General features: G+C 64.7%; 13 protein-coding genes and 2 pseudogenes. 12 read left to right on the top strand and 3 right to left on the bottom strand.

The features are described from left to right. Positions 1–262 precede the first annotated feature (262 nt). Positions 263–798 (bottom strand): annotated as a pseudogene (locus tag AC1DYK_RS34430) (IS6 family transposase); the annotation flags it as partial. A gap of 50 nt (positions 799–848) precedes the next feature. On the opposite strand from AC1DYK_RS34430, the gene AC1DYK_RS34425 reads away from it, so the two are divergent. Both AC1DYK_RS34425 and AC1DYK_RS34420 read left to right on the top strand, forming a co-directional pair. Next, positions 849–1,349 (top strand): hypothetical protein, encoded by a 501-nt coding sequence (locus AC1DYK_RS34425; protein WP_478170369.1) that lies wholly within the window; start codon positions 849–851, stop codon positions 1,347–1,349. Between the two features lie 78 nt (positions 1,350–1,427). Then, positions 1,428–2,174, top strand: coding sequence for a CHAT domain-containing protein (locus AC1DYK_RS34420; protein WP_478170368.1), 747 nt, complete (start codon positions 1,428–1,430; stop codon positions 2,172–2,174). A 140-nt stretch (positions 2,175–2,314) separates the two neighbouring features. Here the strand turns inward: AC1DYK_RS34420 and AC1DYK_RS34415 are convergent, their stop codons facing one another. Next, a complete protein-coding gene (locus AC1DYK_RS34415; protein WP_478170367.1) occupies positions 2,315–3,349 on the bottom strand; it encodes an IS110 family RNA-guided transposase in 1,035 nt (344 codons plus the stop codon). Between AC1DYK_RS34415 and AC1DYK_RS34410 the strand changes: the two genes are divergently transcribed. Then, on the top strand, positions 3,321–3,734 hold the full coding sequence (locus tag AC1DYK_RS34410) for a CHAT domain-containing protein (RefSeq protein ID WP_478170366.1): 414 nt from the start codon (positions 3,321–3,323) through the stop codon (positions 3,732–3,734). The genes AC1DYK_RS34415 and AC1DYK_RS34410 overlap by 29 nt on opposite strands. Before the next feature lie 354 nt (positions 3,735–4,088). On the opposite strand, the pseudogene AC1DYK_RS34405 reads toward AC1DYK_RS34410, so the two are convergent. Continuing rightward, positions 4,089–4,394, bottom strand: a pseudogene (locus AC1DYK_RS34405) (IS110 family transposase); the annotation flags it as partial. A 255-nt stretch (positions 4,395–4,649) separates the two neighbouring features. On the opposite strand from AC1DYK_RS34405, the gene AC1DYK_RS34400 reads away from it, so the two are divergent. The 9 genes from AC1DYK_RS34400 to AC1DYK_RS34360 all read left to right on the top strand — a co-directional run bounded on the left by AC1DYK_RS34400 (position 4,650) and on the right by AC1DYK_RS34360 (position 13,482). Continuing rightward, a complete protein-coding gene (locus tag AC1DYK_RS34400; RefSeq protein ID WP_478158880.1) occupies positions 4,650–5,570 on the top strand; it encodes a LysR family transcriptional regulator in 921 nt (306 codons plus the stop codon). A 145-nt stretch (positions 5,571–5,715) separates the two neighbouring features. Further along, on the top strand, positions 5,716–6,966 hold the full coding sequence (locus AC1DYK_RS34395) for a D-amino acid dehydrogenase (protein WP_478158879.1): 1,251 nt from the start codon (positions 5,716–5,718) through the stop codon (positions 6,964–6,966). A gap of 24 nt (positions 6,967–6,990) precedes the next feature. Further along, positions 6,991–7,365 carry a RidA family protein gene (locus tag AC1DYK_RS34390; protein ID WP_478091551.1) on the top strand — a complete coding sequence of 125 codons (375 nt, stop codon included), beginning with the start codon at positions 6,991–6,993 and terminating at the stop codon, positions 7,363–7,365. A gap of 82 nt (positions 7,366–7,447) precedes the next feature. Then, positions 7,448–8,881 carry an N-acyl-D-amino-acid deacylase family protein gene (locus AC1DYK_RS34385; protein WP_478091549.1) on the top strand — a complete coding sequence of 478 codons (1,434 nt, stop codon included), beginning with the start codon at positions 7,448–7,450 and terminating at the stop codon, positions 8,879–8,881. An 89-nt stretch (positions 8,882–8,970) separates the two neighbouring features. After that, entirely contained in the window at positions 8,971–9,180 is a 210-nt protein-coding gene (locus tag AC1DYK_RS34380) for a hypothetical protein (protein ID WP_478091547.1), read from the top strand. 65 nt (positions 9,181–9,245) lie between these two features. Further along, entirely contained in the window at positions 9,246–10,694 is a 1,449-nt protein-coding gene (locus tag AC1DYK_RS34375) for a gluconate:proton symporter (RefSeq protein WP_478170365.1), read from the top strand. A gap of 11 nt (positions 10,695–10,705) precedes the next feature. Next, positions 10,706–11,578 (top strand): serine hydrolase, encoded by an 873-nt coding sequence (locus AC1DYK_RS34370; RefSeq protein WP_478091545.1) that lies wholly within the window; start codon positions 10,706–10,708, stop codon positions 11,576–11,578. Positions 11,579–11,587: 9 nt separating this feature from the next. Next, positions 11,588–12,427, top strand: a complete 840-nt coding sequence (locus tag AC1DYK_RS34365) for a carbon-nitrogen hydrolase family protein (RefSeq protein WP_478091543.1) — start codon at positions 11,588–11,590, stop codon at positions 12,425–12,427. Positions 12,428–13,131: 704 nt separating this feature from the next. Beyond that, entirely contained in the window at positions 13,132–13,482 is a 351-nt protein-coding gene (locus AC1DYK_RS34360; protein ID WP_478170364.1) for a hypothetical protein, read from the top strand. The last annotated feature ends 113 nt before the right edge of the window (positions 13,483–13,595 follow it).

Here is a 13,595-nt window from a genome sequence, read left to right as displayed (position 1 = left end):
AAGAACGAGGACTACGCCTGGACGCGACCGGCGCTGCTGCAGTGGAAACTGCGCAACCTCGAACTGAAGGCCGGCCATGCGTCACGCCGTGGTGGCAACAAGCCGGGTCCTGCCAGCGACTACAGCCTGCAGGTCGTGCGCGACAAGGAACGAGCCTGGCTCGGCCTGGCAGAGCAGGAGTACCGACGCTTCGTCGCTGCGTGGAGAGACCAACCGCCAGACAAACAAAACCTTCATTGAGAAAGGGAAAAACAAAGGCCCTCTTGTCAAATACATCCGTGAGATACTTCGATTGGCGCATCTCGATGTCGGCACCGGAGTCGGCATTGATGCTCAGGATGGCAGCGGTGTTGGCGCCGCTCTTGTCGATGGTGATCTTCTCAGGCACGCCATGCAGGCTGATAGCTCGCTCCAGAAATCTGCGTGCGGCGGCATGGTCTCGCTTCGCACGCAACAGAAAATCGATCGTATCGCCGTTGCGGTCGACCGCCCGGTAAAGGTATTTCCACTGGCCGGCGACCTTGACGTAGGTCTCGTCCATGCGCCAACTCGTGCCAATGGGGCGTTTGCGCCGCCGAAATACCGCCGCCAGCACCGGCAAGATCTTTATCGCCCAGCGATGCACTGTCGCATGATCGACGAACACCCCCGCTCCGCCATCATCTCCTCGATGTGCCGGAGGCTCAGCGGATAGGCCGCGTACCAGCGCACGCAGGTGAGCATCACTTCCAACGGGTAGTGCATGCGCTTGATCACCATCTTCAGGGCTCTGATCATTGATGGCGCCTCGGATTTCATGCGGCCGAAGACTACCGTGCATCGTTACTGCGACAGAACCCTTCTGGGGCATGGAATGGTCCAAGTCGAGGGCATTGCGCGACGACCTGTCGATCAAGCTGGCGCTGGCCGACAAATCCCTGACGCGCGAGGACCGCGCGGCGCTCGCGGCGTCGGAATCCCGAATCGCCCAGCTGGAGGCTGCAATCGAGGCGGTCCAGGCCGACCCGTCGAAACGCGACGTCGCACAGCAGGCCCTGCTCAAGGAAAGGCTGGACTACAACCGCACCTTCGCCGCCGCCGAGGCGCGCAGCCCTGCACTTCGTCTGGCTTCGATGTCGAGGATCCAACGGCCGGATAACGCGAAGGAGATCCTGAAGCCGGATGAGGTGTATCTCGGCTACCTGACGCGACGGGTCGACGGGCCCCTCTTCGAGGTGCTGATCGCGGTGCTCGAACCCACGGGCCGCCTGACGTTGGCGGGCCCTGTCACGGCCCTGGGACTCGAGAACTCGGTGGCAAGCTTCGTGAGGATCCTCTCGGGCGCTGGCGGCCTGAACGATGTGGCCTGACACGGGCAGGACCTGTTTCGCATCGGTGATGCGTTCTTCATCGACGATGCCAACAAGTCGTATCCGCAGGCCCTGACCATGGGGTCAATCGGTCCGTTACGCGAGACACTGTCGAATTCGCTATTGCCGGGTGCTGTACGCGACATCGTGGCGCGATACCCCCGGTGGATCGTCTCGCCCGGCGGGGCGCTCTGGAATGTGCCGTTCGAAGCGCTGGACGATGGCAAGGAGTTGGTGGTCGACAAGAGGATCGTGCGCTACGCGCACTCGTGGAGCATGCTCACTTTGCTGAACTCAAAGGCCAAGGCGCGAGATCAGCTGCCTCCCGTGGAGTTGCTCGCGATCGGCGGGGCGACCTATGTGGATCGGGTGCTGCCGCCCGGGGTGCCCGGCGATGCTTTTCTTGACCTGAAGGACCTCAAGTACTCTGACGAGCAGCTGCTTCGCGTCGCTCGGACGTATGGACTCGTGGAGGGTCGCTCGCTCTTTCGCGGTGCCAGCGCAACCCGCAAGACCATCATGGCGCTTCAGTCTTCGGGCGAACTGGCGCGAGCGCGCATGATTCTGCTGTCTGCGCACGGCTACCTGAATCAGGCGAATCCCGCGCGCAGTGCCGTGGTGCTGGGGCGGCCCACCGATGGCACCGAGGCAGACCGATACTTGAGTGCGCATGACATCGCCCGGCTGTCGCTCAACGCCGATGTGGTCATGGTGTCTTACATGGACACCCGCCGTTGTGCAAGTGGATGTGGCGATGAAGGCAATCGGGTACTGGCTGCAGTCTTACATTCGGCCTTGGATGCAGGTTCCGCCTGCGGGCCCTGATGGAATTCGCCAAGAACTGCCTCATCTAGTCGCCGCGCTTTGAGCGCAAGACATTATTCAGGTTTGAGTTCTTGAGGTCCGACCTGTCGTGCCATCACTTCATCATCAACCTGCGCAACCTTCGGTGCACTCTCATCGAGCTAGGTCATTTGCGCCTGTGGCCGGGTGCTGACGTAACCCGCTTGGTAGGCTTGACCATGAGCGAGAATCGCCCACGCGGTTCGTGCCATCTTGTTGGCCAATGCGACGACCGCGACATTGGCATGACGCCGCTTGCTCAGTTCCTCTGCCCAGGGATTCGGCTTGCTCGATCTGAACAACACCGATCTGGCGCCATGAATCAGCAGGGTGCGCAGGTACGGATCCCCGCGTTTGCTGATCGTGCCCAGCTGAATCTTGCCGCCGGTTCCGCGCTGCTGCGGCACCAGCCCTATGAACGATGCCAGCTCACGCCCCGACTTGAAAGTGCGTATGTCACCCACGGTGGCGACCAATGCGCTGGCAGTCAAGGGGCCTATGCCCGGGATCGCCAACAACGAACGGCAACTGGCTTCCTGTTTCGGCCAGGCTGCTATTCTTTTCTCGAGAACCGAAATCTGTTCGTCCAAACTGTGAACACGCGCGAGTTGCTCTCGCAGCACGTCCATCAGCAGACCGGGCACGCGCCCCTCAATGTCAGCCATTCGATCTTGCAGTTCGGCCAAACCGGCCTGCCTGCCAGTTCTCAACGTCACGCCAAACTCGTAAAGCAGACTGCGCAGCTGATAGATCTGCATCGTCCGGAACTTGGTCAGTTGAGTGCGCACTCGGTGCAGTCCCAGCACCGCTTGCTGTTCCTCACTCTTGACCGCCACCGTACGCATGCCAGGCTGCTGAACTGCAGTCCAAATCGCCCGGGCATCAGCAGCGTCGGTCTTATTGGTTTGCACGAAAGGTCGAATGAACTTGGCGTGCAACAACACTGCTTCGTGGCCAAGCGCGCGAATCTTGCGCGCCCACCAATGCCCACTGCCACACGCCTCAAGCGCGACTCTCCCTGCAGAGCTCTTCGACAAGAACTCAAGCAATTCCGTCCGGCTGAAGCGTCGATTCACGATTTCTCCCGTGTCGGCATCGACCCAGTGCATCTGAAATACGCGCTTTGCGATGTCCAGACCATACGTCGTACGATTCATTTCGGTCCCTCCGTTCCTGAGGTGGTGGATGGAGACGTCACTTTGCCATCGTTCGGTCCCGGGGTGCCTCTATCCTTGCCCACCCCGCCCCGAAGGGCGGCGGGTGTCCATCCCATCTAGTTGCGAGAGTGGACGTGGGCGACTCGCAGCAGGAGAGGGCGTGCTGGGCCTGCCCTATGCCTTCTTCTCGGCCGGGGCGCTGAGCACGGTGCTCACGTTGTGGAAGATCTACGATGACGCTGCCACGGCGAACCTGGTAGACCAGTTCATGGGCGGAGTGCGGCGCGGGTTGCCTGCGGACGAGGCGCTCACACTGGCCAAACGCGCGATTCGGAAGGCGGCCGATGACGCCAGCTGGGCGCCATTCATGCTGCTCGGCCGTTGAGCATTGGCTGGCCAGTCGATGTGCGGCATCCGATGATTCATCGGCCGCCCACATTGCGCGGCGTAGCTCCGTGCTTGGCAAGAATCCGCGCGACGTCGCAAGTTTCGGCTAGCACGCCGCCTCGTTGACGGCGTACCAACGGCGCTACCAAGAAGCAGAGATTTGGTTTCAAGACGCCATCGTCGACCTGGCGCTACGGTTAAGGAGCGACGGTTGGCCAAATCGGCAAGGTCGCCTGTAGCGACTGGTTCGGGGAACGGTCTAGCCAGGTGTCGGCGTCGGTCCCTGACCCGAAGACCGCGGCCTCCAGCATCCCGTGCTCCAGGAACGCCGTCAGCGCGGCCCAATTGCTCATCGTGTAACAGCCTCGCAGATCGCTTCTGCATCGAGCGTGTCGTTCTTGTTTGTCTTGACATACGGCTTGACGAACTGCGGCGCCATCATCTTCACGCGATGCCCGAGCGCGGTGAGCTTGGCCGCCCAATAGTGCGCCCCGCCGCAGGCTTCGATACCGATCAAGCAGGGCTCCAGACGCGCGAAGAACGGTGCAACTTGGTTGCGCTTGAGCTGCTTGCGAAGTACGGCGACGCCGTGCTCGTTGATGCCGTGAACTTGAAACACGTTCTTGGCGAGGTCCAAACCAATCGTCGTGATCTTCATGAGCTGCCTCCGATATGCAGGTGGGCAACATCGCCCGCTGACACTCTGGCAGCCGGCGGACGTCGAAGAAAGGGGGCGTCCATTCCAGTAAGACTGCAGCCCTGCCTCCTGCTTCTTCACACACACGAGTTACTTGCGATCCGGGAGGCGCCCATACAAGACCATTCCTAGGGGGCGCTACCCCGGCAAATTGCATCAGAATCAAGGAAATCCCTTGCACCGCGGCCAAAACCATCATCCCTTTCATCCCGCTTCATGCGCCTGCGTCATCTCGAAGTATTCCATGCGGTCATGCGTACCGGTTCCCTGAGCCGCGCCGCGCAATTGCTCTGCGTGTCTCAACCAGCGGCCAGCAAGGTACTCGCGCATGCCGAGCGCGATCTCGGGCTGAAGCTGTTCACGCGAGCCCACGGCCGCTTGCTGCCTACGCGAGAGGCGGAACTGCTCTACTCCGAGACCGAGCACCTGTTCGCGAACCTGGAAAATGTCAGGCGGCTGGCACGCAATCTCAAGCGGCATCCCGAGGGGCATCTGCGCATAGGCTGCCTGCCGAGCCTTGGTCTGAGCCTGATTCCGCAGGCGGTGCGTGACTTCCGGCTGCAATGCCCGGGGGTTTCGCTGGAGATCCAGACGCGTCATGGCGACGAACTGTTGGCGCTGGTGCTATCGCGGGCACTGGACCTCGCTGTGGTGTTCGATCCGCCGGCCCAGCCGGGCGTGGCAGTGGCCAATCTTGGACGCGCCGCAGTGGTCTACCTCGGGCCGCCGCAGGGCGAGGCGAAGCACGAATCCGTCCGCTTGGCCGAGCTTGACGAGCAGCGCTGGATCGGTATCGGAAGCGGCGATCCGCTCGGCGGTCTGATCGCGCAGGCTTTCCATGCGCTTGGCCTGGAAGAGCGCACCCCCATGATCGAGGCGCGCACCTACTATGTTGCGGCCGCCCTGGCGGAATGCGGCGTGGGGTATGCGCTGGTAGACCAGTTCACGGCGCAGTTCGCTGCGCGCGCCAGCCACGGTGACTTAACCGTGCAGCCGGTGTCGCCAGCGCTGTCCGTCGGAGTGATGGCGATCCATCCGGAGGGCGGCGTCTCGTCGCATGCGCTGGACGCGCTGCTGGAAGTGTTGCGCGAGCAACTGACTGCGACGCCCGTCGCGGCGCCGAAGGAGTGCCCATAACCTTGGGTTATGGGGGGGGGCTAAAAGTTCATTTGAACCTGCCTCCTGTCGCATCCACACTCTCGCTGTCCCCAGCCAGTCCGCCAGCCGCGGACCCGGCGGGCTTGGAGAGTGGCAGCAGGATATCGAGGCAGGAAAACATAGCATGCGGATTTGCGTACTTGGCGGCGGCGTGGTGGGTGTCGCCAGTGCATACTACTTGGCGCGCGAAGGGCACACGGTGACCCTGCTGGAAGCGCGCGAGGGTCTGGCGCTGGAAACCAGCCAGGCCAACGGCGCGCAACTCAGCTACAGCTATGTGGCGCCGCTGGCCGATCCGGCGGTGCTGCCTAAGCTGCCCGGCTGGCTGCTGGACCGCGATTCCCCCCTGCGATTCGTGCCGCGCTTGGAATGGCAGCAATGGCGCTGGTGCCTAGCCTTCCTGCGAGCCTGCCGCGGCGACGTGGCGCGTGCCGTCACTGCCGAATTGCTTGGCCTTGGCTACCACAGCCGCACCCTGGTGCATGAGCTCGTTGCGCGAGAGCAGATCGAATTCGACTACCAGCGCAACGGCAAGCTGGTGGTATACCGCGATCCGGTGGCGTTTGCCCATGCGCGCCGCCAACTGGACTACCAGGCCGCGCTAGGCAGCAACCAGCAGGCGCTGGACGGCACGGCCTGTATCGCGCTCGAACCCGCGCTGGCGCATCTCAGCGATCGGCTTGCCGGCGGCGTTCATACGCCCAGCGAAGATGCCGGCGACTGCCATGCCTTCACTACGAACATGGCGGAATTGACCGCGCGGCGCTATGGTGCGAAGTTCCTCTGCGGTGCGCGCGTAACCGGGCTGCGCCGCGAGGGGCGCGCCGTGGTGGCGGTGCGCACAGAAAGCCACGAGGTCGAGGCCGATGCCTTCGTTATCTCAGCCGGCATGGGCAGCGTACCCTTGCTGGCCGAATTGGGTCTGCGCCTGCCGATATTCCCCCTGACCGGCTATAGCCTGACCGCGCCGGTGGACGACAAGCACCGGCCGCCTGGGATCAGTATCACTGACCTCCACCACAAGGTGGTGTATGCGCGCCTGGGGCAACGCCTGCGCGTTGCCGGCATGGTGGACCTGACCGGAAGGCGCCCGCGCGCCGACCAGCGGCGCATCGCCTTGCTCAGCCGGCAGGCACGCGAAACTTTCCCCGACGGCGCGGATTTCGATGCGGCGGCCACCTGGTTTGGCAGCCGGCCGGCAACACCCGACAGCAAACCGTTGATCGGCGCAACGCCCTACACCAACTTGTGGCTGAACACCGGTCACGGCGCGTTGGGCTTTACCCTTGCCTGCGGCAGCGCGGCCCTGCTTGCTGACGCCATCGCGGGGCGCCAGCCGCCGCTGGATGCCTCTGCTTTTGCGCTGGCGCGCTGACTTTCCTCACTGAATCGAGAGTTCATGAAACAGATCATTGATACCGGGTTGCCATCCTCTGCGGCACCTGTCGAGTGGGCCGTGCTGAGCAATGGCATTCTCTTTACCACGCAGATCCCCATCGGCGCGGACGGCATTGTGGTGTCTGGCGGCATCGAGGCGCAGGCGCGCCAGACTCTGGTCAACCTGCGCACGACATTGGAGGCGGCAGGGGGTACGCTGGCCGACCTGACCCAGGTCCTGGTCTATGTCACGGACCGCTCGCACCTGGCCAGCTTCAACGCTGTCTATGCCGAGTTCGTGCCGCCTCCGTATCCGAACCGCGCGGCGTTCGTGACGGTGGGTTTCGGCCGGCCGGAGATGCTGGTCGAAATCGTGGCCTACGCCGCTCTTAGCTGACGTGGCACGCGTGCAGACTATCCCCCAAACGTTCATCCGCATGCGCATCGCGCGTCGCGGGTCGGCTTCCCGGAATTGAACCATGCCCTCTTGCGACTTGTTGTTCCTGAACGGTCAACTGATTGATGGCACCGGCGCCCCCCGGCGATCCGGCGCGCTGGCGGTGACCGGCGACCGCATTGCCGCCGTAGGCGACTGCGCTGGGTGGGACGCCGTCCGTACCATCGACGCTGCTGGCCGCGTGCTGGCGCCGGGCTTTATCGACGTACATACGCACGACGACAGCGCCTTGCTAAAGACGCCGTCGATGCCGGCCAAGACCAGCCAGGGCGTAACCACCGTGATTGCCGGCAATTGCGGGATCAGCATCGCGCCGCTGGTGCCGCGCAATCCCTTGCCCCAGCCGCTGACGCTGCTCGGGGAAATGCCCGACTTTTGCTTTGCCACCGTGGCGCAATACCGAAGCGCGCTTGAGGCCGCGCCGCCTAGCGTCAATGTCGGCCTGTTGGTGGGGCACAGCACGTTGCGCGCGGGGGCCATGCAGGACACCACCCGCGCCGCGAGCGCCGGCGAGATCGAGGCGATGAGCGCGGCCCTGGCGCAGGCCCTGCAGGACGGAGGCCTCGGCCTGAGCACGGGGCTGAGCTATCCCGCCAGCCGCGCGGCGCCCACGGAAGAGGTGGTCGCGCTGGCGCGGGTGACGGCGAGCCATCCCGGTGCCATCTACACCACGCATATGCGCAGCGAACGTGACCAGGTGATCGAAGCCGTGCGCGAGACGCTGGAGATTGGCCGCGAGGCGGCCATCCCCGTCGTGATCTCCCACCACAAATGCATCGGCCGCAGTAATTTCGGCAAGACCACGGTGACGCTCGAACTGATCGACCGGGCGCTTGCCACACAGGACGTCGCCCTCGATGTCTATCCCTATACCGCAAGTTCCACCGTTCTGTTGCCAGAGTTCGTTGGTGAAGCTGAGCGCATCATCGTCACCAGCTCGCAGCCGCATCCCGAGCAGGCCCGCCGCGACCTGCACGAGATCGCCGCCGAATGGGGGGTGTCGCAGGAAGAAGCGGCGGCGCGGTTGGGACCCGCCACCGCTATCTACTTCCAGATGGACGAGGCCGACCTGCGCCGCGTGCTGGCGCATCCGCGCACCATGATCGGCTCGGACGGCATCCCCGGACCCTATCCGCACCCGCGCTTGTGGGGCAGCTTCCCGCGCGTGCTCGGCCACTACGCGCGCGAACTCGGACTGCTGACGCTGGAGGACGCGGTCCGCCGCATGACCTCGCTGCCCGCCGCGGTCTTCGGGCTGCCCGGGCGTGGCGTGCTACGCGAAGGATATGCGGCGGACCTGGTGCTGTTCGATCCCGGCAGCGTGATCGACCGTGCTGACTATACCCAGCCGTGCGAGCTGTCAGCGGGGATCGAGCAAGTCTATGTGAACGGCTGTGAGGTCTGGGGGAGCGAAGGCGCAACCGGCGCCGCCGCCGGCCAATTCCTTACCCGCTGAACTCTGGGCGCGCAGATAAGCCTTGACTACCCGAGGAGGCCAAACAATGAAGAAATCCTTGCCCCTGTGGCAGCGCCTGGTATGGCGTGGTGGCGCCGGCACAACTGCCCGCCGACGTGCGCACCAGGCTGTCGGATGCCTCTATCGCCGCGCTCAAGGATTCAGGTACCCGGCAACGGCTGGTCGATGCTGGCGCCTATCCGGTCGGGAACGGCCCGGAGGCTTTCGCGCGCCAGATCGGCGGGGAATATGAGCGCTGGGGCGCGGTGATCCGCAAGGCCGGGATCACACCGCAATAAGTGCAAGAAGGCCGGACGCGGGGAGCGTAACGGCTGAACAAGAGATTTGAAAGAACGGAGACGACATGACCTTATTGACACAGAAGGCAGCTGCCTCGCGGCCGCCCGCTGCTGGCGCGCTGCAACCAGGCCGGCGCAATGCCGCCATCGCGGTATTCTTGCTTGGACTGGCGATTGCGCTGTACACCCACTCCACCATGGCAGGTCAAACCAGCCTGTGGGGACTGACGCCGGTACTGGTATTTGCTGTCATTGCACTTTTGGGGGTGGATATCGTGCTATCCACCATCGCCGCGATCGTGCTCGGCGCCATCATGACGGGCACCACGCCCATCGGCATGGGCAAGCTGCTGGCGGACTCGCTAGGTTCCTTTATCGCGGTGGTTGGTCTGATCATCGTGCTGGGTGCAGGCGTAGGCGAGGTCGCCTCCCGCACCGGGGCCGCAGAGCAGATGGTGCGCGCCATCGTGCGCCGCATCGGGCTGTCCAACCAGGTGCGCGTGCGCCTTGGCATCATGGTGACCTCGACGCTGATCTGCGGCGCGCTGGGCACGCTGGCTGGCGGCAATGCCATCATCGCTGCCGTGGTGATCCCGATTGCCGCCGCCGTACGCCTGTCGCCTCCCGCGGTAGCCGCTCTGTTCCAGACCGCCGGGTCGGCCGGGCTGGTGCTGGGGCCCTTCACACCCAACGTGGTCACGGTGACCGGGCTGACTGGCCTGAGCTACCCGGAGTACCTGCTGGTGGCCGGCATCCCGATGGCCGCCGCGACGTTGCTGAGCGGCTGGTTCATGTCGGGTCGTATCCAGAAGATGACCGAAGCCAGTCACCAGTATGAAGAGGCGGGCGCGGGCGGCATGGCTGCCATCGACCTCAACGCCAAGCCGTCGCGCCAGGCCGTGCGCGCGGCGTGGGCCTTCTGTCTGACCATCGTCGCAATGGCGGTGGCCGGGGTGTTGGCCAAGGCGGGCTACGCGTTCGCCATCATCGTCATGGTCTCGCTTGCCGCAACCACCGGGCTGGCCGGAGGCATGAGCCCGCGCGCCATCCTGCAGGCCATGTACGCGGGCGCCGGCAAGCTGATCTGGATCTTCTTCCTGTTCTGGCTATTCAATCCGGTGCTGGTGCTGGTCGACAAGCTCAACGCTTACCACGCATTGTTGGACCTGGCGAGCCCGCACCTGGCCGGCATCGGCGGCGCCATGCTGTGCGTGATCGTGTTGTGGTTCAACGTGATCGGGCATATCCCTGGCGCGGCGGTGGCGCAGATGACGTTCACGGCCAAGATCTTCGGTCCGCTGCTGGCGGCCGCCGGGGTCGGCCSGGCGGCCACCACCGCGGTGATCCTGGGCAGCTCGCAGATCGACTGGTTCGGGCCGTTCCCCACCTCCGACATGTTCGGCCAGATGGGGCTGGCGCGCTCGACCCAGCTCAAATACATGCTCTACAACGGCTGGGCCGTGATCGTGGTGAACCTGTGCTTGTTCTCCTCCCTGTTCTTCTTCCTGGTTTAAGGAGAGAGATCATGTTCCCGCTAGGATCGCATCCGCTGGACGCGCACGCATTGCGCCAGCATGTCGAAGCCGGCCTGGCGCCGCTGCTCGCGGCGACACCGGCACGCGTTTCGATCAGTCTGCGGGGCCTTGACGGCAGCGTAGTGCTGGAGCGCGACGCCGCCCGCGTGCGGCCGTCCGCCAGCATCATCAAGCTCCCCATCCTGCTGGCCCTGCTGGAGCGGGTGGCGGGTGGCAGCTACCGACTCGACGAGCAACTTCCCCTGGAGGCGGGCGCGCGCGCGGGCGGCACCGGCATTCTCCATCAGTTGCCCAGCGTGGCCAGCCTGTCGCTGGCGGAACTGGCGCGGCTGATGATCGTGCTCAGCGACAACGTGGCCACCAACGCCCTAATCGGCTTGCTCGGCTGCGCAGAGGTTACGCAGTGGTGCCGGCGTGCCGGCCTCGCGGGAAGCTGTTTGCAGCGGCGCATGATGGACGCCGGGGCGAGGAAGGCTGGTCTGGACAATTTCACCTGTGCGGGCGATGCCGCGGCGGCGCTCGGCTGGCTGTTGCGCGAGGCCTCGTTGCCGGCGGCACTGCGGACCTTCGCGCTTTCCTTGCTGGCCGACCAGCGCGATCGCGCCCACTTCGGCGCCGCACTGCCGGGGCAAGCGCATCTCGCCAACAAAACCGGCCAGTTGCCGGGCCTGCGCCATGACGCCGGCATCCTCACCGTGGGCGATTGCAGCGCGGTGCTGGCTGTGCTGGCCGATGGATTCACCGATCCCCGTACCGCGCACACGCTCGATGGCGGAGATGGCGCCGAACTGCTGGCGCGTATAGCGCGGGTGGTGGCGCAAGGGTTGCTCGCGCAGGCAGGCGAGCCGCAGGCAACGGAATAAGGAGCAGTCATGCCAATCAGAGTGGCAGCGATTCAACTCGACAGCCAGCAAGACCGCGACGCGAACCTGGCGGCGCTGGAGCGCTGGATATTGGCCGCGGCCGGCGACGGCGCCAAGCTGATCGTCACGCCGGAATACAGCGATGTGCGCGGCGACGCGCAAACGCTGCGAGTGGCGGCCAGCCCGATACCCGGCGAGGTCACCGGGCACATCGCGGCGCTGGCGCAGCGCACCGGCTGCTGGATTCACCTTGGCTCGATGCACGAGCGGCTGGCGGACCAGTCCCGGCTCGGCAACAGCGGCATTACCTTTGCGCCGGACGGCACCATTGCCGCGCGCTACCGCAAGGTCCACCTGTATGACGCGGTGGTCGGCGGTGTCTCCTATCGGGAGTCTGCCGACTTCGCGCCCGGCGAACACTTGCAGACCGTCGAGGCGGCGGGGCTGACGCTTGGCCTCAGCATATGTTACGACTTGCGCTTCGGGGAGCTGTATCGCACGCTGCGCGGGCGTGGCGCCAATGTCCTAGTGGTGCCTGCCGCCTTCAATCTGCATACCGGGCGGGATCACTGGGAGACTCTACTGTGCGCACGCGCCATTGAAAACCAGTGCTATGTGGTGGCCGCCGCGCAGATCGGCGGCGCCGGGCCGGGATTGCCGTGTCTCGGGCGCAGCATGATTGTCGATCCCTGGGGCACCGTGTTGGCCTGCATGCCGGACCGCACCGGTTATATCCTGGCCGATATCGATCCCGAGCGGGTAACGGCCCTGCGCGCCGGGTTGCCGGCATGGGAGCATCGCCGCACCGACCTCTTTTTCCGCGACGGGGGCGGCGCGACGGCGGACTGAGCCGCGCGCAGCGCTGTGTGCCTCGCACGGCTGTGCGGCCTGCTGTGCGCGGCTCGACGCGCCTGGAGATGCGCATTGCTGCGGGAACTTTCGCCGCGTGCTGAGCGGCCCGTTCACGCCACCGACTTCGATTCGTTGACCTTCCTTGTAGAACACTACTGGCGCAGTCCTCGTCTCTCCGCGGGTCATTTCGCGCTCGAAGCCGCCCGCGCGCGGGTGCAGCTTGTCTCAACTCACTCGTGGCTGACACGCAACGTGAGTTGTCAACGCTGCTTTCAAATGTCGCAGCGCCAGCGAAGTTGAAATGTCGCATTTCTGGCCTCTTCTGATGGGATCCGACGAACGCCGTGACTGCCTTGCCTCTGCACTACAGGTCCTTGTCAGCCGAAGGCCGGAGCGATCGGTTAGTTTTGCCGCGTTGAACGAGCTGTTGCTTTCGGAGCACGTTGACGCGCCTCTGAGTTCGCAGCGTTCGGCGAAGGGTTCATTGATTTGCAAGCCTTGCGCAATGCCTGCTCAAACTCTTTTTGATCCAGCCGGGGGGATTTGACTTTTCTCACTCGCTCTCCGCCCCGGAAAAGCCCGCATGGCATAGGAAGAAGAGGGCGCCGCGGTCTGGCGTGACCCTGCGACAAACTGTCATGGCCTTGCGGGGGCGGCATGGCCGGCTCTCGCACATTTGGCATCCTCGCAGGAGCCCTCTCATGCCCTTCCTCGCGCCCTCGTTCGCCCGCCTGCCACCCCTGGACTACCTGCTCGCCGACCAGGTCGAGCCGCGCAAGCACGTCGCCCGCCACCTGGGCGTGAGCCTGCGCACCCTGCAGCGCTACCAGGCCAGCGGCAACGCACCCCGGGCGGTGTACCTGGCCCTCTGGTTCGAGAGCCGCTGGGGCATGGCCGCCCTGCACACGCAGGCCTACAACGAAGCCCAACACGCCCGCGCCTGGGTCGCCGCCCTGGAGCGTGAATGCGAGCGGCTGCGCGGCGTCATCCGTTCGTACGAGAACGCGCAGGCCCAGCCTGCGGCCAACGCGCCGGCCTATCACCTGGTTTGAAGCACAAAGGGCGGAGGCACGGGACGTGGGGCCCTGGGTGCGTCGCATCCGTCGCGGGGCGCTTGGCTCCTCGGAAAACCGTCAAGTTTGACACGCAGATTCGGTGCAGCCGG

This window comes from Variovorax sp. P2_H12, assembly GCF_056403395.1.
Note: the sequence above shows the minus strand (reverse complement) of the source record. Positions and strands in the feature narration are given on the sequence as shown.